At 71.3% G+C, this 24,393-nt stretch carries 23 protein-coding genes; 12 read left to right on the top strand and 11 right to left on the bottom strand.

All coding sequences use genetic code 11. The annotated features are described in order from the left end of the window. Positions 1–70 precede the first annotated feature (70 nt). The 5 genes from BLS99_RS21735 to BLS99_RS21715 all read right to left on the bottom strand — a co-directional run bounded on the left by BLS99_RS21735 (position 71) and on the right by BLS99_RS21715 (position 5,098). On the bottom strand, positions 71–856 hold the full coding sequence (locus BLS99_RS21735) for an ABC transporter permease (protein WP_091053811.1): 786 nt from the start codon (positions 854–856) through the stop codon (positions 71–73). Between the two features lie 62 nt (positions 857–918). Next, the gene (locus tag BLS99_RS21730; protein WP_091053810.1) at positions 919–1,857 is read right to left on the bottom strand and encodes an ATP-binding cassette domain-containing protein; all 939 of its coding nucleotides are present in this window, start codon (positions 1,855–1,857) and stop codon (positions 919–921) included. A 337-nt stretch (positions 1,858–2,194) separates the two neighbouring features. After that, a complete protein-coding gene (locus BLS99_RS21725; RefSeq protein ID WP_091053809.1) occupies positions 2,195–2,713 on the bottom strand; it encodes an EXLDI protein in 519 nt (172 codons plus the stop codon). A gap of 163 nt (positions 2,714–2,876) precedes the next feature. After that, positions 2,877–3,650, bottom strand: coding sequence for a sporulation protein (locus BLS99_RS21720; RefSeq protein ID WP_091053808.1), 774 nt, complete (start codon positions 3,648–3,650; stop codon positions 2,877–2,879). Between the two features lie 152 nt (positions 3,651–3,802). Then, positions 3,803–5,098, bottom strand: coding sequence for a nicotinate phosphoribosyltransferase (locus tag BLS99_RS21715; RefSeq protein ID WP_091053807.1), 1,296 nt, complete (start codon positions 5,096–5,098; stop codon positions 3,803–3,805). Positions 5,099–5,264: 166 nt separating this feature from the next. On the opposite strand from BLS99_RS21715, the gene BLS99_RS21710 reads away from it, so the two are divergent. The 3 genes from BLS99_RS21710 (at position 5,265) to BLS99_RS21700 (ending at position 7,105) form a co-directional block, all read left to right on the top strand. Continuing rightward, a complete protein-coding gene (locus BLS99_RS21710; protein WP_281243625.1) occupies positions 5,265–5,747 on the top strand; it encodes a M67 family metallopeptidase in 483 nt (160 codons plus the stop codon). A 112-nt stretch (positions 5,748–5,859) separates the two neighbouring features. Beyond that, entirely contained in the window at positions 5,860–6,138 is a 279-nt protein-coding gene (locus BLS99_RS21705) for a MoaD family protein (RefSeq protein WP_091053806.1), read from the top strand. 16 nt (positions 6,139–6,154) lie between these two features. After that, positions 6,155–7,105 (top strand): PLP-dependent cysteine synthase family protein, encoded by a 951-nt coding sequence (locus BLS99_RS21700; RefSeq protein ID WP_091053805.1) that lies wholly within the window; start codon positions 6,155–6,157, stop codon positions 7,103–7,105. Between the two features lie 242 nt (positions 7,106–7,347). On the opposite strand, the gene BLS99_RS21695 is transcribed toward BLS99_RS21700, so the two are convergent. Beyond that, positions 7,348–7,935, bottom strand: a complete 588-nt coding sequence (locus BLS99_RS21695) for a hypothetical protein (RefSeq protein WP_091053804.1) — start codon at positions 7,933–7,935, stop codon at positions 7,348–7,350. A gap of 377 nt (positions 7,936–8,312) precedes the next feature. Here BLS99_RS21695 and BLS99_RS21690 point away from each other — a divergent pair, with 377 nt between their 5' ends. The 5 genes from BLS99_RS21690 to BLS99_RS21670 all read left to right on the top strand — a co-directional run bounded on the left by BLS99_RS21690 (position 8,313) and on the right by BLS99_RS21670 (position 13,847). Next, positions 8,313–8,738, top strand: coding sequence for a hypothetical protein (locus tag BLS99_RS21690; protein ID WP_091053803.1), 426 nt, complete (start codon positions 8,313–8,315; stop codon positions 8,736–8,738). Positions 8,739–8,969: 231 nt separating this feature from the next. Next, entirely contained in the window at positions 8,970–9,782 is an 813-nt protein-coding gene (gene murI, locus BLS99_RS21685) for a glutamate racemase (RefSeq protein WP_091053802.1), read from the top strand. Next, a complete protein-coding gene (locus tag BLS99_RS21680) occupies positions 9,779–10,537 on the top strand; it encodes an MBL fold metallo-hydrolase (RefSeq protein WP_091053801.1) in 759 nt (252 codons plus the stop codon). The genes murI and BLS99_RS21680 overlap by 4 nt, the downstream gene beginning before the upstream one ends. Positions 10,538–10,766: 229 nt before the next feature. Continuing rightward, complete coding sequence (locus BLS99_RS21675; protein WP_143034901.1) at positions 10,767–12,563, top strand: hypothetical protein; 1,797 nt, start codon at positions 10,767–10,769, stop codon at positions 12,561–12,563. A gap of 54 nt (positions 12,564–12,617) precedes the next feature. After that, on the top strand, positions 12,618–13,847 hold the full coding sequence (locus BLS99_RS21670; RefSeq protein ID WP_091053850.1) for a deoxyguanosinetriphosphate triphosphohydrolase: 1,230 nt from the start codon (positions 12,618–12,620) through the stop codon (positions 13,845–13,847). An 88-nt stretch (positions 13,848–13,935) separates the two neighbouring features. Here BLS99_RS21670 and trmB read toward each other — a convergent pair whose 3' ends face one another. Together trmB and BLS99_RS21660 are read right to left on the bottom strand one after the other, a co-directional pair. Next, a complete protein-coding gene (gene trmB / locus BLS99_RS21665; protein WP_091053799.1) occupies positions 13,936–14,625 on the bottom strand; it encodes a tRNA (guanosine(46)-N7)-methyltransferase TrmB in 690 nt (229 codons plus the stop codon). A gap of 24 nt (positions 14,626–14,649) precedes the next feature. Then, positions 14,650–15,468 (bottom strand): hypothetical protein, encoded by an 819-nt coding sequence (locus BLS99_RS21660; protein WP_091053798.1) that lies wholly within the window; start codon positions 15,466–15,468, stop codon positions 14,650–14,652. Between the two features lie 380 nt (positions 15,469–15,848). On the opposite strand from BLS99_RS21660, the gene BLS99_RS21655 reads away from it, so the two are divergent. Next, entirely contained in the window at positions 15,849–18,356 is a 2,508-nt protein-coding gene (locus BLS99_RS21655) for a sigma-70 family RNA polymerase sigma factor (protein ID WP_091053797.1), read from the top strand. 80 nt (positions 18,357–18,436) lie between these two features. Continuing rightward, positions 18,437–18,943 (top strand): GtrA family protein, encoded by a 507-nt coding sequence (locus BLS99_RS21650; RefSeq protein WP_091053796.1) that lies wholly within the window; start codon positions 18,437–18,439, stop codon positions 18,941–18,943. 50 nt (positions 18,944–18,993) lie between these two features. Here the strand turns inward: BLS99_RS21650 and BLS99_RS21645 are convergent, their stop codons facing one another. The 3 genes from BLS99_RS21645 to BLS99_RS21635 all read right to left on the bottom strand — a co-directional run bounded on the left by BLS99_RS21645 (position 18,994) and on the right by BLS99_RS21635 (position 21,481). Beyond that, a complete protein-coding gene (locus tag BLS99_RS21645) occupies positions 18,994–19,518 on the bottom strand; it encodes a PH domain-containing protein (protein ID WP_176953477.1) in 525 nt (174 codons plus the stop codon). 127 nt (positions 19,519–19,645) lie between these two features. Beyond that, the gene (locus BLS99_RS21640; RefSeq protein ID WP_091053794.1) at positions 19,646–20,665 is read right to left on the bottom strand and encodes a hypothetical protein; all 1,020 of its coding nucleotides are present in this window, start codon (positions 20,663–20,665) and stop codon (positions 19,646–19,648) included. Between the two features lie 30 nt (positions 20,666–20,695). After that, positions 20,696–21,481, bottom strand: coding sequence for a biotin--[acetyl-CoA-carboxylase] ligase (locus BLS99_RS21635; RefSeq protein WP_176953476.1), 786 nt, complete (start codon positions 21,479–21,481; stop codon positions 20,696–20,698). 45 nt (positions 21,482–21,526) lie between these two features. Between BLS99_RS21635 and BLS99_RS21630 the strand changes: the two genes are divergently transcribed. Together BLS99_RS21630 and BLS99_RS27515 are read left to right on the top strand one after the other, a co-directional pair. After that, a complete protein-coding gene (locus BLS99_RS21630) occupies positions 21,527–23,110 on the top strand; it encodes a carboxyl transferase domain-containing protein (RefSeq protein ID WP_091053848.1) in 1,584 nt (527 codons plus the stop codon). A 287-nt stretch (positions 23,111–23,397) separates the two neighbouring features. After that, the gene (locus BLS99_RS27515) at positions 23,398–24,393 is read left to right on the top strand and encodes an NYN domain-containing protein (RefSeq protein WP_091053793.1); all 996 of its coding nucleotides are present in this window, start codon (positions 23,398–23,400) and stop codon (positions 24,391–24,393) included.

The following is a 24,393-nucleotide window of genomic DNA, read 5'->3' as shown; positions in this document are numbered from 1 at the left end:
CGGGCGGACCGCCGTTGCGGTCCGCCCGTGATCGGGGTGTGCTTCCTGGTTCTCGGTGTTGCCAAGCGCTCTAGCGCTTGTTGAACTTCTTCTTGGCGATGACGTAGCCCAGGAGGGCCAGCGCCAGCGACCAGGCGATCGTCAGGGCCAGTTCCTTGCCCTCGACGGCGGTGCCGGAGAGGAGGCTGCGGGTGACCTCGATGAACGGGGTGAAGGGCTGGTACTCGGCGAAGTAGCGGACCGCGGTCGGCATCGAGTCGGTCGGCACGAAGCCCGAGCCGAGGAACGGCAGCAGGATCAGGAACATCGGCGTGTTCGAGGCGGTCTCGACCGAGTCGGCGGAGATGCCCAGGGCGACGGTGAGCCAGATCAGGCCGAAGGCGATGAGGGCGATGACGCCGACCAGGGCGAGCCAGTCGAGGCCGGACGCCTCGGGGCGGTAGCCGATGGCGACGGCGACGCCGAGGACCGCGGCGGTGCAGAGGAAGACCTGGATCATGGAGCCGAGGACGTGTCCGGTGAGGACGGAGACCCGGGCGATCTTCATGGTGCGGAACCGGTCGATGATGCCTTCGGTCATGTCCATGGCGACGCCGATCGCGGTGCCCTGGACGACGGCGGCGATCGAGGAGATCAGGATGCCGGGCGTCACGTAGAACAGGTAGGCGTCGCGGCCGCCGGACACGCCGCCGAGGCCGTTGCCGAGGGTCCCGCCGAAGACGTAGACGAACAGCAGGAGCAGGACCACGGGCATGCCCACGAGCATGATCGTCAGGGACGGGTAGCGGAGCATGTGCTTGAGCTGGCGGCGCAGCATGGTGCCGGTGTCGGAGAAGGTGTAGGCAAGGGAGCTCATCGTCGTACTTCTTTCTGGCGCTTCGGGTTCGGGCGGAGGAGTGCGGTGGAGGAGTGCGGTGCTCACTCGTTCTTGCCCTGGCCCGTGAGGGACAGGAAGACGTCGTCGAGGTCGGGGGTGTGGACGGTGAACTCGTCCACTTCGATGCGCTCGCGGTCGAGCGTGTCGAGGATCTTGCGCAGGGAGTCGACCGAGGCGTCGGACGGGACCTGCACGGTGAGCTGGTCGGCGTCGAACGAGCCGGCCGCCAGGGCCCGGGCGGCGTGCTCGACCTGGTCGGCGCGGTGCAGGCGCAGGCTCACGTGGCCGCCGGGGATGAGCCGCTTGAGCTGCTCGGGCGTGCCCTCGGCGACGATCTTGCCGCCGTCGAGGACCGCGATGCGGTCGGCGAGCTCGTCGGCCTCCTCCAGGTACTGGGTGGTGAGGAAGATCGTGGTGCCGGCCTTGACGAGGTCGCGGATGATCGCCCACATGGTGCGGCGGCTGCGCGGGTCCAGGCCCGTGGTGGGCTCGTCGAGGAAGATGATCTGCGGGTCGCCCATGAGGCACATCGCGATGTCGAGGCGGCGCTTCATGCCGCCGGAGTAGGTCGACAGGGGCCGCTTGGACGCCTCGACCAGGTCGAAGCGCTCCAGCAGGTCCTCGGTGCGGCGCTTGGTCTCCTGCTTGCCGAGGTGGTTGAGGCGCCCCATGAGCTGGAGGTTCTCGCGGCCGTTGAGGAGGCCGTCGACGGCGGCGAACTGGCCGGTGACCCCGATGATGCCGCGGACCGCGTCGGCGTCGCGGGCGACGTCGTGGCCGCCGACGATCCCCTGGCCGCCGGAGGCCGGCAGGAGGGTCGACAGGATGTTCACCGTGGTGGTCTTGCCGGCGCCGTTGGGGCCGAGCAGGGAGAAGATCGTGCCTTCGGGGACCTCGATGTCGATGCCCTTGAGGACTTCGGTCTTCCCGTAGGACTTGGTGAGGTTCCGGGCCTCGATGGCCAGGGGTTTGACGGTCATGATTCCTTCTTTCGGGGGTCTTCCTGGTGTTCCGGTTCCGGTGCGGCGCTGCGCTCCGGGCATGTCAGTACTGTGGCGGCCGCCGCTGACACGGTGCTGACACCGCCCTGACGGGCGTCGTCGGGCGCTGTCAGCGCGGCGGGCGGCGGGTAGAGGGTGAGGAGCATCCCGAGGTCGGGCACGGGTCCGATTCGCAGTCTCATGTCTGGCCGAGTCCCAAGTTCCAATGAATGTCTAATGTGGACGGTCGGAGGGCAGGGCTCCGCCCCGACCGGTACGAGTTCGGAATCGGGCCTGCGGGCCCGGGAGCCTTGCGGTGCTTAGCGGTTCATGCCGCTCAGATGTCGAGGTCCAGCACGGGCGGCGCCTCCGCGGTGGCGGCGACCATCTCGTACAGGGCCTCCGGGATCTTCGACTTCAACTCGTCGAGGGTGTCGACCACCTCGAGGGTGGAGTCCCCGGTGTTGGAGGCGAACACCTGCTCGCCGATGCCGAGGAGCTTCTTCAGGCCCGTCTCCTGCGCGGTGTGGACGTAGTCGGGCGTCTTCTCGACGTGCACGACGAACTTGCCCGACCGCGCCCGGTAGACCCGGTAGATCTCGGCCTTCTTCTCGTTCGACCAGACCCATTCGCCGAGCTTGACGCCGGTGAAGCGCTGGCGCTGGCGGTTGCGGCCGGTGCCCGGGCCGACGTGGACGGTGATCTCCTTGTAGCCCTCCAGGCGCCCCTCCTCGGCGTCGACGTAGCGCCGGAGCGCCATCGAGATGGCCTTCGAGAGGTTGCCTCCCGCGAGCTCCTGCGCCCGGTTGTAGATCGGCAGGTCGCTGTCGGAGACGTAGATCGTCTTGTTGGGCATAGCGGCATCTTAACCTCCTTCCAGGGGGCGTCCTTGATATACGTATAGACTATACGTATACGTAGAGATGCGCAAGCCCGGGTCCCCGAGCGTTTCCCGGACACGCGGAAGGGCGGCCCCGCGAGCACTCGCGGAACCGCCCTCCGGACGTCGTGAACCGGGCTTACACGCCCTTCTGGGCCGCCAACTGCGTCAGCTGCGCCTTGACCGTCTCGACCGCGTCGACGGTCGCCGTCGGGATCGAGAAGCGGACCGTCGAGTTCAGGTCCGGGGCCAGCAGCTCCGCGGAGTTGTCCGCCGCGAACACCACGTCGGTGTTCGCCTCGCCGACCACGAACACGACCTCCAGCTCGCGGATGCGCTCGTGGAACTCGCCCTCGGTCGCCCAGAACTCGACCTCCTGGTAGAACGGCACCGTCGCCCCTTGGATCGTCCCGAGCTCCAGGTCCGTCTCCTGGAACGCGAAGCCCAGCGACTCCAGCGCCTCCCACACCGCCTTGTGGACCGGCAGCGCCTCCACCGTCAGCCAGTCCAGGTCGCCCTTGTCCAGGGCCTGGTCCAGCGCGAGGTGCGTCGAGACGCCGAGCTTCATGCCCCCGACGAGCGGGCGCACCTCGACGTTGTTGAACGGGGTCTCCCAGGGCACCTGGACCTCGAACGCGATCGGGTGGGCCGTGCCCTTGGCGAGGTCGAACTTGCCCGACACCTCGGCCCGGAAGTAGTCGTGGACCGCGCCGGCGGCGTCCTCGCCCTTGCTGTCGTCCTCGACCAGGGCGGTGAACTCGATCTCGACGCTCTCGACCGAGGCGTCCACTTCGGCGCCGGAGATCCGCACCTCGCCCTTGAGGGTCCCGCCGGGGACGACGTGCTTCTCGTGCAGGAGCGTGTCGACTTGGATGCCACTACCGAGAATGGCTTTGAGCTTGCTGAAGACCATTGGGGCGGTTCCTTTCGGAGGATCGCGGGAACGTCGCGGGGGGAACACGGACAGGGGGCAACCGCATCGTATCCCGGAAGCGCAGGCCACGGTGTAACAGGAGCGGCGCGACGGTCACGCGACCCACCGGACCCGGTGGGACGCAAAAGGAACTATTCGCCCCCGCGCTGCTGCACCACCGGGATCGCCGGGTCGCCGGGCGACAGTTTCAGCCCCTCCCAAGGGATCGAGATCAACCGCTGGCGCAGCAGCTCCCGCGACTCCTCCAGCGACGGCTGCTCCACCAGCTCCCCGCCGCGGAACAGCGGCGCCTGCAGGACCCGGTCGCCCGGCTGCGACTCCGGCTCCCCCTGCGACACCACGACCTCCTCCACCGCGGTGCCCGTCGGCTTGTGCCGGCGCACCGCGATCTTGCGGCCCCCGTTGGTGCCCTTGTGCTCCGAGCGCTTCGCGACCGCCCGGCCCTCCACCTCGACGAGCTTGTAGACCAGCTGCGCCGTCGGCGCCCCCGACCCCACCACGACCGCGGTCCCCGCGCCGTAGATGTCCACCGGCGCCGCCGCCAGCGCCGCGATCGAGTACTCGTCCAGGTCCCCGGACACCACGATCTTCGTGTCCTTCGCGCCCAGCTCGTCCAACAGCTCCCGCGCCATCGTCGCCATGACGTCCAGGTCGCCCGAGTCGATCCGGATCGACCGCAGCCGCGGCCCCGCCACCGCCACCGCGTTCCGGATCCCCTGCGAGATGTCGTACGTGTCCACCAAGAGCGTCGTGTCGGTGCCGAACGCGTCGATCTGCGCCTGGAACGCCGCCGTCTCCGAGGCGTGCAGCAGCGTGAACGCGTGGGCGCTCGTCCCCGAGGTCGGCACCCCGTACCGGCGCCCCGCCTCCAGGTTCGACGTCGCCGCGAACCCCGCCAGGTACGCCGCCCGCGAGGCCGCGATCGCCGCCGCCTCGTGCGTGCGCCGCGACCCCATCTCCAGGATCGGCCGGCCCCGCGCCGCCGTCACCATGCGCGCCGCCGCGCTCGCGATCGCGCTGTCGTGGTTGAGGATCGACAGTGTCAGCGTCTCCAGCAGCACGCACTCGGCGAACGTCCCGGTCACCGTGACGATCGGCGAGCCCGGGAAGTACAGCTCGCCCTCGGGGTACACGTCGATGTCGCCCTTGAACCGGTAGCCCGACAGCCACTCGGCCGTCGACTCCTTCACGACCCCCCGGGAGGTCAGGTCCTCCAGGTCGTCGTCCTCGAAGCGGAAGCGCTCGATCGCCTCCGACAGGCGGCCGATCCCGGCCACGACGCCGTAGCGGCGGCCGGTCGGCAGGCGGCGCCCGAACACCTCGAACACGCACGGCAGCTCGGCGGTCCCGTCCCGGAGGGCGGCCTCCAGCATCGTGTACTCGTAGTGGTCGGTGTACAGGGGCGTGCGCGGCAGCGTGACGGACATAGGGGTGAGCGTAATGCACCCGCACCGGCCCCGGGCCCGTGCGCGAGCACCGCTCGCGCACCCCTCCGCCCGCCTCCTTATTCCCTCCCCGCCCAGGTCGCGAGCTTCGTCTCACGCTCTGAACGAGGGCTGGAGCGCAAGGGTCACCGCGTGTACGCTTGCTGACGTGTTGCGGATCGCGCATGAGCTGGTCGAAGCGATGGTCGCGCACGCCCGCGCGGACCATCCCGACGAGGCGTGCGGCCTCATCGCCGGCCCCGAGGGCACGGGAGCGCCGGAAAGGCACATCCCGATGACCAACGCTGCCCGCTCCACCACCTTCTACGAGTTCGACTCCGAGGAGTGGAAGCGCGAGTACGACCGGATGTGGGACAACGACGAGGAAGTCGTCGTGGCCTACCACTCCCACACCCACACCGAGGCGTACCCGTCGCGCTCCGACGCCGGCATCGCCTCCCAGCTCGGACTGCCCGGCGCCCACTACGTCCTCGTGACGACCAAGGACCCCGAGACCGCCGAGGTCCGGTCCTTCCGCATCGCCGAGGGCGTCATCACCGAGGAGCCCATCGAGGTCACCGGTGCCCCCGAGGCCGTGCAGAGCTACAAGTTCGCGCACACCCCCGACTCCACGGTCTACGACTGTCACTGAGCCGCCGCCCCCGGGCGGCACCGGTCCCCGCAGCGATCGGCTGCGCTCTCAAGACACCGCGCCAGACACGAAGAGCGGCCCCGCGGCGGCTCGAACAGTAAAGGAAACCCGCATGTCCATCGAAGTCCGCATCCCCACCATCCTGCGCCCGCACACCAAGAACGAGAAGGTCGTGACCGGCGAGGGCGAGACCGTCGGCGAGCTCTTCACCGACCTCGACACCCGCCACACCGGTCTCAAGGCCCGCGTGGTGACCGAGGAGGGGGCCCTGCACCGCTTCGTGAACGTCTACATCAACGACGAGGACGTCCGCTTCATCGGCGGCCTCGAGGCCAAGCTGTCCGACGGCGACTCCGTGACCATCCTGCCCGCGGTCGCGGGCGGCATGTAAAGACGGAGGAACCGCCGTGGCTCGCTTCGACGACATCACCGCGACCGTGGGCGACACGCCGCTGGTCGGACTGCCGCGGCTGTCGCCCTCACCCGAGGTGCGGCTGTGGGCCAAGCTCGAGGGCGCCAACCCGACCGGCTCGGTCAAGGACCGCGTCGCCGCCAAGATGATCGAGGCCGCCGAACGCGACGGCCTCCTCCACCCCGGCGCGACCATCCTCGAGCCGACCTCGGGCAACACCGGCATCGCCGTGGCCATGATCGCGCGCCGCAAGGGCTACAAGCTCGTCGCGGTCATGCCCGAGAACACGTCCCTCGAACGCCGCCAGCTCCTCGGGGCCTTCGGCGCCGAGATCGTGTTCTCCCCGGCCGCCGGCGGCTCCAACGCCGCGGTCGCCAAGGCCCGCGCGATGGCCGCCGAGCGGCCCGACTGGGTCATGCTCAACCAGTACGCGAACCCGGCCAACGCCGCCGCGCACTACGAGGGCACCGGACCCGAGCTGCTGCGCGACCTGCCCGAGGTCACGCACTTCGTGGCCGGCCTCGGCACGACCGCGACCCTCATGGGGGTCGGGCGCTACCTGCGCGAGCACGCGCCCGGCGTCCAGATCGTCGCCGCCGAGCCCCGCTACGGCGAGCTCGTCTACGGGCTGCGGAACCTCGACGAGGGCTTCGTGCCCGAGCTGTACGACGAAAAGGTCCTCGACCGGCGCCTCTCGGTGGGCACCGAGGACGCGCTGCGGCGCACCCGCGAAGTGCTCTCCGAGGAGGGCCTGTTCGTGGGCCTGTCGACCGGCGCGGTGCTGCACGCGGGGCTCGCGCTGGCGAAGGAGGCCGCGAAGGCCGGGCGCAGCGCGGACATCGCCCTGCTGGTGGCCGACGGCGGCTGGAAGTACCTGTCGACCGGCGCGTACTCCGACGTCCTGGACGACGCGGTCGACGCCCTCGACGGCCAGGTGTGGGCCTAGCCGCGGCACGGCCGACGGCGCAACGAACGAAGGGGCCGGGCCCGCGCTTCGCGCGGGCCCGGCCCCTTTCGGCTTGGGGTGCTTGCGGATCACGAGGTCGGGAGTGCCGGTGCGCGATCGCCCCCGGTTCAAAGGTGCCCCAGCGGTGTGACAGTGCTGCGGCCGTGCGGATCACGAGGTCGGGAGTGTCCGCTATGAGATCCCCCGGTTCCAAGGGTGCCGCGGGGGTGTGACAGCGGGGCTCAGCCGAGGGTGGCTTGGGCCGCGAAGACGGGGTCGATGCGCATGGTGCGTCCGATGTGGCCGGCCCAGGCGCGGGCCCGGGAGAGCGGGTGGTCGGGGAACTGGCGGTCGAAGGCCGGGTCGTCACCGCGGTGGAACGGCAGGCGGGAGCGCAGGTTCGGGTCGAACGGGTGCGGCATCGACCAGTCGGTCGGCATCCCGAGCTGCGCCATGAGGGTCGCCTCGCGCAGGCCGGTCATGCCCGATTCGGCGGCGGCGTAGATCAACTGGGCGTACACCGGCGTCTTCGGCACCGTGTAGATCGCCATGAACACCTGCCCCGCGGGCAGCGCCGGGTGCGGCACCTTGACCACCTGGTAGATCACCGGCACCCCGGCGACGTCGTAGCGCTCCAACTCGATCAGGCACCCGGCCTCGCCGTACATGCCCGCGAAGCCGCGCCGCAGCGCGTTGAGGTCGTGCATCCAGGACGGTTCGAAGGCCTGTCCCTCGACGACCTTCACCTCGATCTTGTCGTCGCTTCCGGGGTTGGCCCAGGCCGTCGGTCCGAGCTGCTGGAGACCGGTGGCGTCGAAGGTAATCGGCATCGCCGCAGCCTAATCGAGTTCGGTCCGTGCGCATCCGCTCACGGCTCACGTCCCACATGCGCAACAGTGATCGCCCCGGTTCCCCCCGGTTCCCGTAGCGGGCTCCCCTCGGACCCCGCTTTGGACCCCGTCTCGGACCCTGCCTCGGACCCCGTCTCGGACGCTGCTTCCGACCCAGCTCGCGGTCCCGTGCCGACTCCGCCCCTCCCCGCCTCTCTCTACCTCTCTCCGCCCCGCTCCGCCCCCCGAGGTCGGGTGCGCCGTTTCCGCCTCCCCCGGAACAAGGGTCCCCCGCGGGTGTGACATGCGGGGAGGCGCGGGCCCCACCGCTCGGGTGCACTCCCGAGAAGTCCTCAGTGGGTTGCTAGCCTGGGGCGATGACCACCGGCGACCAGCGCACGTTCACCATCGGCAAGGCCAACGGGCTTCCCCGCCAAGGTGCTGCGCCGCAACCGGAGTCGACGCCCCGCAAGGGGCTGTCGCTCAACGTCGAGAGCGCCGCGATCTCGGGCCCGCGCCTGCCGGAGAAGCCGGCGATCCGCCTCCGCAGGCTCGCGGGGGTCGCCGCCTGGGCGCTCGTGCTCGTCCTCGCGGGCGTGGCCTCGTCCATCGTGGGTCTGTTCAAGATCTTCGGCGAGGGCCCGGACTGGTTCACCCCCGCGTTCATCTCCGTGGGGGTGGTCGGGATGCTCCTGGCGATGATGGCCTTCGCGACCGTGCGCTTCAAGGGCGTGCCCTGGATGTTCATGGCGGCCTCCACCGTGACGCTCCTGGCCGCCTTCGCGATGCTCCGCCTGGCCTGAGCCCCCGGCCCGAGCGCGCCGCGCGCAGACCTCCCGCCCAGGGTGGGAAAGTGCACCCACCCAGTGGGTGGGTGGCCCCGGCCGCGCCGGCACTCCTGATCCTGGCCCCGGGGTCCGACACAAACGGGCTTCACGCACTGTCAGTGTGGTGATCGCCACGTTGTCATTTTGGCGACATTCCCGTGCTCAACAGGGGCGCCGCACCGCCGTTTGGACGTACTCTCGGAGCCCATGAACGACGCGCCCATCGGGATCTTCGACTCCGGTGTCGGAGGTTTGACCGTCGCGCGGGCGATCAGCGAACTGCTGCCGGCCGAGCGACTCGTCTACGTCGGCGACACCGCCCATGTCCCGTACGGTCCCAGGTCCATCGCCGAGGTCCGCAAGCTGTCGCTCGACGTCTGCGACCACCTGGTCCAACAGGAGGTCAAGGCGCTGGTGATCGCCTGCAACTCGGCCTCGGCGGCGAGCCTGGCCGACATCCGCGACCGCTACGACATCCCTGTCGTAGAGGTCATCCGGCCCGCCGTCCGCCGCGCCGTCGCTACGACGCGCACCGGCCGGGTCGGCGTGATCGGGACGGTCTCCACGATCGCTTCGGGCGCGTATCCGGACGCCTTCAACGCCGTCCCGGACGTCGAGGTGACCGCGGTCGCCTGCCCGGCGTTCGTGGATTTCGTGGAACGCGGTGTGACAACCGGCCGACAGCTCCTGGGCCTCGCCCAGGGGTACCTTGAGCCGCTACAGCAGTCCGACGTCGACACAGTCGTGTTGGGCTGCACCCACTATCCGCTGCTATCGGGACTCATAGGACTGGTGATGGGAGAGGACGTGACTCTGGTGAACTCCGCAAGCGAGTGCGCCCGCGAACTCTACCGCGTGCTCACCGAGCACGACATGCTGACCGCCAGGTCCGACCCGCCCGCGCACCGGTTCCTCGCCACGGGGGACCCGGAGGCGTTCACCAGGACCTCCCGGAGGTTCCTGGGGAACCTGTTCCCGAGCGCGGCCGCAGCCGTACTGGACAAGGTGGATTCGCCATGAAACTCACGGTCATCGGATGCGCGGGCTCGTTCCCCGCGCCCGACACGCCCTGCTCGGCCTACCTGGTCGAGGCAGGGGGCTTCCGGCTGCTGATCGACTTCGGCACCGGTTCGCTCGGTGAGCTCCAGAAGCACGTCGACCCACATCTCATCGACGCGGTGATCGTCACCCACCTGCACGCCGACCACTTCTTCGACGCCTGCGGCTACGCCGTCATGCGCCGCTACGCGCCCGAGGCCCCGAAGCACCCGGTCCCCATGTACGGGCCCACCGGGGTCGGCGACCGCATCGTCGCCGCCTACGGCGGCCAGGGCGAGCTGTGCCACCCGTCGCTGCGCGACGTCTACGACTTCCGCGAGCTGCGGCCCGGCGGCTTCGAGCTCGGCCCGCTCACGGTCACGGTCGACCGGGTCGCGCACCCGGTGGAGACGTACGGCGTCCGCGTCGAGCACGCCGGCTCCTCGCTCGCGTACACCTCGGACTCGGGCCCCTGCCAGGCCCTGGAGTCGCTGGCCGCGCACTGCGACGTGTTCCTCGCCGAAGCGTCGTACGTGGAGGGCAGGGACAACCCGAAGGACGTCCACCTCACCGGGAAGGAGGCGGGGGAGTACGCCACCAAGACCGGTGCCGGGCGCCTCCTGCTCACCCACCTGGTCGAGCCGTGGAACTCCCGAGAGTCGACCCTCGCCGAGGCGAAGGCCGCGTACACCGGCCCCGTCGACGTGGTCCGGCCCGGGCAGGTCTTCGAGTTCTGAGACGCGGCGCCGCACCGCGCCGCCCGCGTGCGCTCGGCCGCGCGGTTCCAGCGAGCCGCGCACCCGCGCCACACGACCGCGCCGTCCGGCCGTGCCACTGAACCGCGCCACTGAACCGCGCCGCGCACCCGCGCCGCATTACTGCGCCGATCCGCCGCGACGCGCTTCCGCGGCCCGTTTGGCACGTTCCCGGGATACGGCCGTTGCACGCCCGCCGTAGCGTCGAAGGATGTCGAGCAACCCCAGCCCCCAGCAGTACCCGGGACCGCCCAGCGGCCCCCAGTACCAGCCTCCGCCGCCTCCGTACCAGCCCGCGCCCCAGCAGCCGGTGCCGTACGTCGAGCCCGGCGTCCCGCTGCCCCCGCAGGGCGCGGGCGGCCAGCCGCCCTACCTGCCGCCGGGCGCGTACGTCCCGGTCCCGCCGCCCCCGCCCAGCGGCGGGCGCGGCGCGAAGGTCGCCGTGGCCGCGATCCTCTCGGTGGTGCTCATCGCCGCCGTCGGCGCGGTCGTGCTCTTCAAGTTCGTCCTCAAGGGCGGGCCGGACCCGGCCGAGAGCTTCCCCGCCTCGGCGAGCATGTACCTCGAGGTCAACCTCGACCCCTCGTTCGACCAGACCCCCAAGCTCCTCGAACACCTCTCCAAGTTCGACGACCTCGACTACGACTCCACCGACGACATCCTGGCCGACCTCCTCGAGGAGTCCGGCCTCGAAGGCGTCGACGCCGAGCAGGACCTCTCCTCCTGGCTCGGCAACCGCCACGGCCTCGCCATGTGGACGTACGAGGACCGGCCGTACGCGGTCGTGAGCCTCGCCAGCACCGACGCGGGCGCGGCCGAGGACGGCCTCGCGAAGATCCGCGCCGCCGCCGGCGCCACCGACGACCAGATGGCCTACACCGTCGAGGACGACCACGTCCTCATGGTCGTCGGCGAGGAGGGCGCGGCCGACGCGCTCGACGCCGCGGAGAGCGAGGCCGGCACCGACCCGCTCTCGGGCTCCTCCGGCTACGACGAGGCCCGCTCCTGGCTCGACGGCGACCAGCTCGCCGTCTACTGGGTCGACATGGACGCCGTCGCCGAACTCGCCGAGCTCACCGGCGAGGACGCCGAGATGTTCTCGCAGTTCTACTCCGGCCAGCTCGTCGCCGGCTTCTCCGCGTTCGACGACGGCTTCGAGCTCTCCTACCGCCTCTTCGGCGGCGAGGACGACCCGTGGACCGGCTCCGAGGACCTCCTCGCCGGCATGGGCGGGCTCCCGGCCGCCGACTTCGCCGCCACCGCGTACGTCCCCGAGAACCTGACCGAGCTCGCCGAGGACGCCCTCGGCGCCTACGGCGACCTCTACGGCGGCGGCGAGGACTACGCCGAGCCCGCCGAACCCGCGGGCGACCCGCTGACCGCCGAGGAGTACACCGAGTACCTCGAACTCCAGGAGGGCTACTACGGTGGCACCCTCACCGCCGACCAGGAGGCCCGCTACCTCGAACTCGAGGAGCGCTACTGGATGGCCGGCACCGTCGACGACCCGTGGGTCGACGACTACGACTACGGGCCCACCCCCGAAGAGGTCGAGGCCATGGTCACCGAGTTCACCGACCTCCTCGCCGGCGCGAGCCTCAGCTTCGCCGGGGACTTCGACGCCGAAGAGGGCGTCGACCCCGAGTCGGTGATCCTGTCGGCCGAACTCGCCGAGGACCGCGCCGCGGACCTCCAGGCGCTCGTGGAGGAACTCGTCGCCGAGGAGGGCGGCACCCTCCCCGAGGGCGTCACCGCCGAGGGATCGGAGATCTCCTACACCGGCGGCGAGACCGCGTCCGGGACCCTCGCCGAGGACGCGCGCTTCAGCGACTTCGCCGCCGTCGCGCCCGAGCAGTCCGCCGTCGCCGTTTGGGTCGACCTCGCCGCGGCCGCCGAGACCTACCCGGAGGACTTCGAAGGCGCCCAGGCGCTCTCGGCCTTCGCGTGGGCCCACGGCTCCGACGGCGGCGACGGCACCGGCGTCCTGCGCCTGTACCTGACGGATTGACCCGCAGCCCCCGGGATCGGTCGCGCTAGGCTCGACAGCGTGACCGATCCCGCACTGCATCCGCTGGCCAAGCGCTGGCCCTCCGCGGAGCGGCTCGTCGCCGAACCCGGCTCGACGCGCACCCCTTCGCAGCGCGACCGCGCCCGCATCCTGCACTCCGCGGGGTTCCGGCGCCTCGCCGACAAGACCCAGGTCCACACCGCCGGCACCGACGACTTCCTGCGGACCCGCCTCACCCACTCCCTGGAGGTCGCCCAGATCTCCCGCGAGCTCGGCTCCGCGCTCGGCTGCGACCCCGACGTGGCCGACGTCGCCGGACTCGCCCACGACCTCGGCCACCCGCCCTTCGGCCACAACGGCGAGGACGCCCTCCACGAGGTCTCCGGCCCCTGCGGCGGCTACGAGGGCAACGCCCAGACCCTCCGCGTCGTCTCCCGCCTCGAGGCGAAGACCCTCGACGAGCACGGGGAGTCCGTGGGCCTCAACCTCACCCGCGCCTCCCTCGACGCGATGTGCAAGTACCCGTGGGCCGCCGCCGAGGGCGTGCGCAAGTTCGGCTTCTACGAGGACGACCGGCCGGTCTTCGAGTGGTTCCGCGGCGGCGCCCCCGAAGGCGCCAAATGCCTCGAATCGCAGGTCATGGACTGGTCCGACGACGTCGCGTACTCGGTGCACGACGTCGAGGACGGCATCTACGGCGAGTACATCAACCTCGCGAAGCTCCTCGACGACGCGGGGGAGCAGGCCGCGGTCTGCGAGGCCGCCGCGGGCCGCTACACCGACGAGTCGCCCGCGGTCCTCGGCGAGGCCCTGAAGGACCTCCTGCGCGACCCCGCGCTCGCGGCCCTGCACGACTACGACGGGTCCTTCCGCGCTCAGGCCGCCCTCAAGTACTTCACCTCGAACACGGTGGGCCGCTTCGTGAAGGCCGCCGCGAAGGCCACCCGGGAGCAGTTCGGCGACGGGCAGCTGCGCCGCTACGACGCCGACCTCGTGATCCCGCGCGAGGAGCGCGTCAAGTGCGCCCTCCTCAAGGGCATCGCGTGGCGGTACGTCATGCAGCCGCGCACCTCGGCCTCCTGGTACACGCGCCAGCGCGAGATCCTCCACGACCTCGTCGCGATCCTGTGCGACCGGGGATCGGACGCGCTCGACCCGATGTTCGCCGAAGCCTACGAGCGCGCCGGAGACGACGCGGCGCGCCTGCGCGCGGTGGTCGACCAGGTCGCGTCCCTGACCGACGCCTCCGCCGAGTCCTGGCACCGCCGCCTCACGGGCGCCTGATCCGAGAAAGACCGTTCGGAGTCCTCTCGGTGACCCTGATCCGAAGCAGCGGCGCGATGGAATCGCGCGGCTTCGTCGTGTCCGGGCCTCAGCGCCTGCGGAACTCCAGGTCGAAGATGTCGCGTCCGGCGGCGACGCCGCGGCGCTCGAACTTGGTCACCGGCCGCCGGTCGGGGCGCGGTGCGAAGCCGTCGGCGGTGTTCTCCATGGCGGGCTCGGCGGTGAGCACATCGAGCATCTGCTCGGCGTAGTCGGCGATGTCGGTGGCGCAGTGGAGGATCCCGCCGGGGCGCAGCAGCGCGGCCATGGTCTTGACGTGCTCGGCCTGGATGATGCGGCGCTTGTGGTGGCGCTTCTTGGGCCACGGGTCGGGGAAGTACACCCGGATCTCGTCCAGCGACCCCGCCTCCAGGCCCTCCCACAGCAGCGGCAGGGCGTCGCCCTGGTAGATCCGCAGGTTGTCGAGGCCGCGTTCCTCGGCGCGGTCCATGAGGTCGGCGATGCCCTGCGGGTAGACCTCGACGGCGAGGAGGTCCCTGTCGCGGTCGGCGTCGCCCATGGCGGCGGCGGCCTCGCCGTTGCCCGAGCCGATCTCCAGGACCACGGGGGCGGTGCGGCCGAAGAGGCGCGCGAAGTCGAGGCGGCCCTCCCCGGGGCTCCATTCCAGGCCGTAGCGCGGCCACAGGCGCGCGAACGCCTCGTCGTGGCGGGGCTTGTTGCGTCCCTGGCGGAAGTTGAACGTCAGGATGTGGCGGTGCTGCGGTTCCTCATCAGGCATAACCGGGCAAGTGTAGGGGCCCGGTCAGCGTTCGAGCTTGGCCGGGGCCTCGTAGGAGCGCCCGCGCACGCCGCCGGAGCCCTCGGGGCGCCTGGGGTCGGGGCGCGGGGGCGGCGGCGGGTCGTCGTCCTCGTCGTCGGCGAACAGGAACGACTCGCGGGTGTCCTCTTCCACGTAGTCGCCGTCGGGCTGCTCGGGCACGTAGGTCGGCGGTCCGACCTCCTCGTGCTCGGGTTCGGCGGTGAGCATCGCCTTGGGGCGGCGGCCCGGGCGCATGCGCTTGGCGCGGTCGCGCAGGAACCACACGTACCCGCCGAGGGCGAGGGCCGCGACGCCCGCGCCGATCCAGAAGCCCGGTCCGGCGACGACGACGCCGACGAGTTCGAGGAGGGTCAGTGCGATGAGCACGTAGAGGATGCGCCGGTGGCGGCGCCGCCACCATTCGGCGCGCATCTGCCGGAGCCTGGCCTGCTCGTGCATCTCGGGGTCCTCGCCGGTCAACGACTGGTCGGTCTCCAACCGTACCGAGTCGCCGCGGCGCGTGCCGCGCCGCTCCCACCCGCGCGCGTTCGGAACGCGCCGAGGTCCTTGGGCGGCAAGCATGTCGTCGAGTGAGGCGTCCGTTTCGCCCTGGTCTGCGGGGGCGCCTTCGGGACCGAGCGGGACGGTCCGGTGCGAGGCGGGACGCGGGGGCCGGTGGCCTTCGCGGGCGAGCACGCGCGCGTCGGAGGTGGCGCGGTCCTCGATCATCCGCTCGTCCGGGTCGTACCTGCGCACCAGCGCCGGGGTCAGGGCCAGCAGGGCCGTTCCGACCAGAAGCGCCAGCAGTACCGATGCGGGCATCGCTCACCTCCTTGCGTTGTTCGCGTCACAGTCTGCGTTACCCAACGGTACGCAACGGCCTGACGTATTTCCGACAGATGCCTGGAACCCGGGCGGGAAGTCCCAATACCATCACACATGGTCACAATCGCATCACAATTCACGACTATGACGGGTTTTTGCCCTAAACTCCGTGGAATGTCCTGTTCGCGACGCCGCCCACGTCGCGACCCGGCCCAATTCGCGACGCCGGGCGCAACCGGAGGACGACTCGATCGTTAAGTCAAGGGAGACAGCGAGAACTCCTCCAATCCAGTCGACCCACGGCCTCGCGCGAGCGACGCCTCCGAGCCCCCCGATCGTACGAGCTCGGCGCAACCAGGAAGGAGCACCGGCGCACGATGCCCGAGACCGTCCCCGCCGGCGATCCCCGCGGCCCAGGACCCGACGCCGCCCCTGAACCCGACGACGCGCCCCCGACCCGCTCCGACCCCGAGCTCATCGCCGCCACCCGCCGCGGCGACACCACCGCGTACGCCGTCCTCTACGAGCGCCACGTCCACGCCGCCCGCCGCCTCTCGCGCATCCTCTCCCGCGACCCCGCCGGCGCCGACGACCTCGTCTCCGAGACCTTCGCCAAGCTCCTCCACACCTTCCGCGACGGCGGCGGCCCCGACCTCGCCTTCCGGCCCTACATGCTCCAGACCCTCCGCAACACCTTCTACGACCGCGTCCGCCGCGACAAGAAGGTCGAGTTCACCGACGACCTCAGCCCCCACGACGCCGGCGAGACCTTCGTCGACCCCGCCGTCGAGGGCCAGGAGCGCCGCTACGCCGCCCTCGCCTTCGGCAAGCTCCCCGAGCGCTGGCGGATGGTCCTGTGGCACACCGAGGTCGAGGAGGACTCCCCGGCCAAGATCGCCACCATGCTCGGCATGACCCCCAACGGGGTCTCCGCGCTCGCCTACCGCGCCCGCGAGAAGCTGCGCCAGAACTACCTCACCGAGCACGCCGCCGACTCCCCCCGCGAGGAGTGCCGCTGGACCGTCGACCGCCTCGGCGCCCGCGTGCGCGGCAAGCTCGGCGAGCGCGACGTCCAGAAGGTCGACGACCACCTCGACTCCTGCGTCACCTGCAACCTCCTCTTCGCCGAGCTGACCGAGCTCAACTCCGGGCTGCGCGGCGTCGTCGCCGTGGTCTTCCTCGGCGGGAGCGCCGCCCCCTACCTCGCCGCGGGCACCGCCTCCGCGGCCGGCCTCGCCGTCGGCGGGTTCCTCGCGTTCGTCGGCGCCCCGTTCGTGGCCGCCGCCAATTGGATCCGCCGCATCGTCCAGCAGCTCGGCACCAAGGGCTCCCTCGCGACCGGCACCGCCGTCGCCGTGGTCGCCGCCGTCGCCGTCTTCGCCCTCACCTCCGGCGAGGACGAGGAGGAGCCGCAGGCCGCCCCCGACGAGCCCGCCGTCACCGCCCCCGCCGGCCCCGGGCCCGAACCCGACCCCGAGGACCCCGAGCCCGACCCGGAGGACCCCGCGCCTGAGGACCCCGACGACCCGGCCCCCTCGCCCGACCCCGAGGGCCCCGCCGAGGAGCCCGCGCCCGGCGCCGAACCCGCCGCCTACGGCATCGCCCACGGCCTCGGCACCAGCGGCCTCGTCGCGGGCGGCGACGCCGTCCTCCCCATCCGCCTCGAAGCCCCCGAAGGCTCCGGCGGCGCCTACGCGCCCGCCACCGAACGCGTGGCGGAGAGCGCCCGCGCCCCCGAGTCCGCGCCCACCGGGCACGGCCAGGCCCCCGCCACCGACCGCGTCACCCTCGACATCGCCTTCCCCGAGGGCGTCACCCTCGCCGCCGAGACCGCCGAACCCGGCTGGACCTGCGTCGAGGCCGACACCGTGCAGTGCTCCATCGCGAAGCTGCCCGACCCCGCCGAAGCCAACGTGCACATCCGCATCGGCGCCGACGTCAGCGGCTACCAGACCTTCACCGTGACCGTCGAGGGCCCCGGCATCTCCGGCACCACCGCCCTCCAGGTCCCCATCGCCCCCGCCGGCAGCACCGTCGGCTACGCCAGCCTCGACGCCACCGGCGTCACCGCCTCCGGCAACACCTGGATGACCTGCTCGGTCCCCGGCTGCCGCGACGCCGCCCTCCTCGGCGCCGGCGACCGCTGGCCCATGAAGGCGTACAAGCCCGACGACGCCCCCGCTGGCCGCGAAGGCGAGGCCGCCTCCGGCGCCCGACTCGACGTCCCCAGCGGTGCCACAGTGGAATGGGCCGGCCTCTACTGGGCCGGCGTCCACGAGGACCTCCCCACCGACGTCGCCCTCCACGGCCCCGGCGGCACCTGGGCCGCCGTCACCGCCGACGCCCTCACCGACACCAGCCCCGGCGTCCAGGCGTTCGCCGACGTCACCGGCCTCGTCACCGGCGGCGGCGACTACTGGGTCGCCACCGACAACCACCGGCTGCCCACGTCCCCGTGCAAGGCATGGCCCATCGACGCCGGCGCCCACTGCCTCGAACCCCACTGGGCCGGCTGGTCCCTCACCGTCGTCTACGCCCAACCCGGCGCCGACGCCCGCGAAGTCGCCGTCTACGACGGCGCCGCCGCCGAGGACACCGCGATCGAGATCGAGAACGGCGGCGAGGTCGACATCGCCGCCACCCTCTGGGGCGGCTCCGCCTACCGCCGCGGCGACGCCCTCACCGCCGGCGGCCAGGACCTCGGCGACCCCGCCACCTGCACTGCCAACGGCGCCCTGAACAACCCCGGCTGGTACGCCTTCGGCGTCGACGTGCAGGTCCACCGCGCGCACACCGGCGAGGCCGCCGCCATCCGCTTCGAACGCGGCGACGACCCCTTCATCGTCGGCGTCGTCGCCGTCGCCCAGCCCGCCGTCGAACCCTAGGGCCCTCACCGGACCGGACCCGTGACGAGCACCCGTTCGGGCGGTCCGCCCGGCCCCCGCTCCGGGTATCCTGGGCCCTGATGACCACGACCGGAACCCCGACGACCCGGGCCGAGCGCCCGGGCCTGATCCAGCGGGCCGTCGGCCTGCTCCGACGCCACGCCGGCGAGCTCTTCCGCTTCGCCGGAGTCGGCGGCACCGCCTACATCGTCGACGTCGGCCTCTTCAACGTGCTGTACCTCGGCCTCGACTGGTCCTACTGGTACGCGAAGATCCTCTCCGCGGTCCTGGCGATGACCCTCGCGTTCTTCGGCAACCGCCACTGGACCTGGCGCGAGCGCCGCGGCACTTCCGCGGCCCACCGCCAGTACGCCCTCTACTTCTTCTTCAACGGCATCGGCCTGCTCATCGCGCTGGCCTGCATCTGGGCCAACGCCGGACTCGCGTCCGTGTGGCCCCAGTACTTCGACAACGCGCTCGCGGTCAACCTCGCGGCGAACGTCTTCGGCGTCGGCCTCGGCTCCGTGTTCCGGTTCTTCGCGTACCGGACCTGGGTCTTCAACAGCCCGAAGCCCGCCGTGCCCTAGACGCCGCGAAGGCCCGCACCGGACCGGTGCGGGCCTTCCACGTGTGCGGGCTAGGCGCCGTCGCCCTCGCCGATGCGGCGCGAGCGGTCGTCCTCGGCGAGCTGGTACAGCAGCGCCTTGGTGCTGTCGACGCGCGGGACGTCGATGAGGTTGATCTCGCCGTCGTCGGAGGCGGAGTCGATGTTCATGTCGCCGAAGCCGAAGATCCGCTCCCAGACGTTCTGGGTGTACGAGACCGTGTTGACGCGGGCGAGCGGGATGTGGCGGCTCTCGCGGGTCACGAGACCTTCACGCCACATGATGCGCTGGTCGGTGATGACGTAGTGCGTCGAGCGCCAGCGGATCCACGGGATCACCGACAGCCAGATCAGCAGCGCGATCGTGATGACGACCTCGGCGAGGATGAGCCAGATCTTCCCGTCCCATTCGAGCTGGGTGGTGTACGTGATCGCGATGGCGCCGATCGCGAGGAAGACCACGAACCACAGGATCGGGGCGACGCCTTCCTTCCAGTGCGGGTGGGTGTGGAGCTTGACAACCTCGCCGCGGGCGAGCTGGTCGTCGGGATATCCCACTGCGGACCTCCAGGAGTGAGAAACGGGCCGGGGGCGGTACGAATGTTCAAAAGCACAGTACAACACTCCGTCACCGCGATCATGACCACGATTGCGCGCACTACCGGGGAGGGCGCCGCCTCGGGCCCTAAGGGACCCAGCCGTTCTTCGCCGCGTGCCAGCCGAGCTGGATGCGGGTGTCCACATCGGCCAGGTCCATGAGCTCGCGGACGCGCCGCTGCACGGTGCGCAGCCCGATGCCCAGTTTGGACGCGATCGACTGGTCGGTGAGCCCCGCGATGAGCAGGCCCAGCAGGACCGCGTCGTCCTCGGCGATGCGCACCCCGGCAGTGGAGGCCGTCGCGGCCGGGATGCCCGCGGCCCAGAGCTGCTCGAACAGGGTCGCCGCGAGTTCGGCGACCGATCGGTTCCCGGTGACGATCGCGCGCGGCCGGCCTTCGCCGGGCTCCTCCATGAACACGGTCCGCGCGTCCACGATGAGGAGCTTGAGCGGCAGGCGCTTCGCGAACCGGATCTCGTCGCCGGACCCGAGCGCGTGCCGCAGGTAGTCGGCGTACGGGTCGATGTCGAGCACCGAGCGGTCGAACAGGATCCGGTGGCACACGCCGCGGGCCTGGAGGTCCTGGTGCAGCTCGTCCTCGGGGACGGGCAGCACCATCGGCGGGCGCACGAACGTGGCGAGGCTCCGCTCGGCGCCGGCCTTGAGCTGGCGCAGCCGGGACCGGATCGCGACCGCGCCGGTGACGACCTCCCAGGTGCCGGCGGCCCCGCCCGGGCCGGGCCCGGCGCGGTGGATCTCCAGGAGCTCGCGCAGCGCCTCGTACTCGCCGAGGACCTCGCCGAGCTGGGAGGCGATCCGGCCGCCGAGGACCGCGTCGGGGCCGACGGCGCGGAAGCGCGCGTCGGCGACCATCACCGCGAAGCCCTCCTCCACGAGGTGCGCGAGGACGCCGCGGACGTGGTCGACCGAGCGCCCGGAGTCGGCCGCGAGCTGCGCCGCGGTCGCGTCCGAGCGCGACAGCAGGAGCCGGTAGAGCCCTTCCGCGTCAGGTGCGAGCCCGGTGGCGCCCGGCGGCTGCCGGGCCGGCCGGGTGTCGGGGTGCTCGCCGTCGCGCGGGGCCGGTCGCTCGCTCGCCTGGTCGGTCACTACCCCACTCCTCGGTCCTCGGGCCCGCGGTCACGCCCGGGGCCGCAGATGGACGACGTCGCCGGCGGCGACCGTCTCCACCGGCCCGTCGCCGGGGTCCACACGCAGGCGGCCGTCGGCGTCGATGCCGACGGCTCGGCCGGTCAGGTTGCGGCCGTTCGGGAACGATACCGCGACCTGTCTCCCCAGCGTGTCGGAGTTTCGCTCCCAGCGCTCCACGACCGGGCCGGGGCCCTGCACCTCCCAGGTGCGGTACACGGCCGCGACGTGCGCGAGGAACGCCGCGGCGATCTCCTCGCGCGCCAGGGTCGACGCCCCGGCCAGCAGCAGCGAGACGGCCCCCGGGACGGGCAGCTCGTCCTCGGTCAGCGACACGTTCAGTCCCGCGCCGACGACCACCGCGCCGCCCTCGGCCTGGGCGAGGATGCCGCAGACCTTCCTGCCGTCGATGAGGACGTCGTTGGGCCACTTGAGCTTCGCGCGCACCCCGCACACCGCGTGCAGGGCCTCTTCGAGCGCCACGGCGGTGGCGATGCTCAACGTCCCCCAGCGCTCGCGCGGCTGGGTCGGGCGCAGCAGGAACGACATCATGAGGCTCGCGCCCGCCGGGCTCTCCCAGCGCCGGTCGAGGCGGCCGCGGCCGCTCACCTGCTCCTCGGCGATGAGGACCCGCCCCTGCTCCGCCCCGTGCCGGGCGGCCTCGGCCAGGTCCGCGTTCGTCGACCCCGTGACCCCCACCACATCGACCTGGGTCCAGAAGTCGGACTTCTCCGACAACAGCGTCCGAAGGACGTGCCGGTCCAGTGGCTTTCTCATCGCTGTGTCCACGCGCATAGCGTAGCCACCGGGGGAGTCGATACGATCCGAAGCGTGACCGACATCGACTTCCACACGACCGCCGGGCGGCTCGCCGACCTGGCCGAGCGCCTCTCCGAATCGGCCACCGGGAACCCCCGGGCGATTGAGAAGCAGCACGAGAAGGGCAAGCGCACCGCGCGCGAGCGTCTGGAGGAACTGCTCGACGAGGGGTCGTTCGTCGAACTCGACAGCCTCCGCCGGCACCACTCGACCAGCTTCGGCATGGAGGCCAACCGGCCCTACGGCGACGGCGTCGTCACCGGCTACGGCACCATCGAGGGCCGCGAGGTCTGCGTGTTCGCCCAGGACTTCACCGTCCTCGGCGGCTCGCTCGGGCAGGTCTCGGGCGAGAAGATCGCGAAGGTCCAGGACCTCGCCATGCGCACCGGCCGCCCGATCATCGGCATCTCCGACTCCGGCGGCGCCCGCATCCAGGAGGGCGTGGCGTCCCTCGGCGGCTACTCCAGCATCTTCTTCCGCAACGTGCGCGCCTCCGGCGTGATCCCGCAGATCTCGCTCATCATGGGCCCGTGCGCGGGCGGCGCCGTGTACTCCCCGGCGATCACCGACTTCACGATCATGGTCGACCAGACCAGCCACATGTTCATCACCGGCCCGGACGTGGTCCGCGCGGTGACCGGCGAGGACGTCGGCATGGAGGAGCTGGGCGGCGCCCGCACCCACAACGCCGTCGCGGGCAACGCCCACTACCTCGCCTCCGACGAGGGCGACGCGCTCGAGTACGTCAAGCACCTGCTCTCGTACCTGCCGTCGAACAACCTCGACGAGCCCCCGGCCTACGAGTCGAAGGACTTCGAGCTCGACCTCACCGCCGACGACCTCGCGCTCGACACGGTCATCCCGAACTCCGCGAACCAGCCCTACGACATGCACAAGGTCGTCGAGTCCGTCCTCGACGAGGGCGAGTTCCTGGAGACCCAGTCGCTGTTCGCGAAGAACATCCTCACCGGCTTCGGGCGCCTCGACGGCAAGCCCGTCGGCGTCGTCGCCAACCAGCCCATGCACTTCGCCGGCTGCCTCGACATCGACGCCTCGGAGAAGGCCGCGCGGTTCATCCGCTTCTGCGACGCCTTCAACATCCCGATCATCTCCTTCGTCGACGTCCCGGGCTTCCTGCCGGGCACCTCGCAGGAGCACGACGGGATCATCCGCCGCGGCGCCAAGCTCATCTACGCGTACGCCGAGGCCACCGTCCCCAAGCTCACCGTCGTCTGCCGCAAGGACTACGGCGGCGCGTACTGCGTCATGGGCTCCAAGGGCGTCGGCGCCGACCTGTGCCTGGCCTGGCCGACCGCCGAGATCGCCGTCATGGGCTCCCAGGGCGCGGTCAACATCCTCTACCGCCGCGAGCTCGCGAAGGCCGACGACGAGCAGGCCGCGCGCGCCGAGCTCATGTCGGAGTACGAGGAGAAGCTGAACAACCCGTACGTCGCCGCCGAACTGGGCCTCATCGACGCGGTCATCCAGCCGCGCGAGACCCGCGCGATGCTCGTGCGCGGCCTGCGCATGAACGCCTCCAAGCGCGACGAGCTGCCCGCCAAGAAGCACGGCAACATCCCGCTCTAGCACGCGAGGGGGCGGCGCGGCCCGGCCGCGCCGCCCCCGTCCGCGCCCTTGACCGCGCCCCCGTCCCGCCTCCGACCGCGCCGAGAACTCACCCGATCCGGTGAGCACGCCCCGCGTCCGACCCGCCCGCACCCCGGCTACCGGCGGAAACCGCATTTCCGGCAGGAGCGGCGCGCACCACTCCCATCCCAGGAGTCCGATCCGGGTACCGTCTATACAGCTGGGGGAAGCGGGACGAATCGTCCCACCGGATATTGGGAGTGTGGGCGATGACACCAATCGGAGGAATGCTTCCCGGACTGCCGTCCCGGCGGTACGCGATCCTCATCGACGTCGGCTACCTCTACGCCGCCGCCGCGGAACTCCTCCTCGACGCCACCTCCCGCCGCGACTACCGCGTCGACGCCGAGAAGCTCATCAAATCGCTCATCGAACGCGCCGCGATCCGCCTCTCCGACGGCGAACTCCTGCGCCTGTACTGGTTCGACGCCGCCCGCGACCGCGTCCCCACCGTCGACCAGCGCGTCATCGCGAACATGGACTACGTCAAGGTCCGCCTCGGCAACCTCAACTCCCGCGGCCAGCAGAAGGGCGTCGACGCCCAGATCCGCTCCGACCTGGAGCTCCTGGCCCGCCACCGCGCCATCCACGAGGCCATCCTCCTCGCCGGCGACGAGGACATGGTCCCCGCCGTCGAGGTCGCCCAGGCGTACGGCGTCCGCGTCCACCTCTGGGGCGTCGAACCGCCCTACGGCACCAACCAGGCCGAACGCCTCGTCTGGGAGTCCGACACCGTCGAGACCATCGAGTCCGAAGAGCTCAAGGCGTACTTCACCAAGAGCGGCACCGCCGCCGCGGCGACCCACGGCATGGTCGGCGCCCCCATGGCCCAGCCGGAGCCGCGCGTGCCCAACCCTGCGGTCGTGTTCGGCACGCGCCAGTCCGTGGCCGTCACCATGACCGCGGCCGACGCCCTCGCCCAGGCGGAGTCGGCCCGGCCCAAGTTCGTCCGCACCACCCAGACCGGAGAGAAGCTCGACCCCGAGACCGTCCGCTCCATCGGCGAGTACGTCGGCCACAAATGGCTCCTGACCCGGGGCGCCGACAACATAGCGGACCTCCTGCCGGGCCCGCAGCTCCCCACCGTCATCGACAAGGAGCTGCTAGTAGAAGCGGAGAAGGAACTCGGCTACTCTCTACGCGACCACCCCGAAGCGCGGATCTGGGTCCGCGACGGGTTCTGGGAGCGGGTGCACCGCGAGTTCGATTTCGACGAGGAGTAG

Origin of the sequence: Glycomyces sambucus (assembly GCF_900102815.1) — a bacterium.
Taxonomy (GTDB): Bacteria; Actinomycetota; Actinomycetes; order Mycobacteriales; family Micromonosporaceae; genus Glycomyces; species Glycomyces sambucus.
This window is presented reverse-complemented; position numbering and strand designations above follow the sequence as displayed.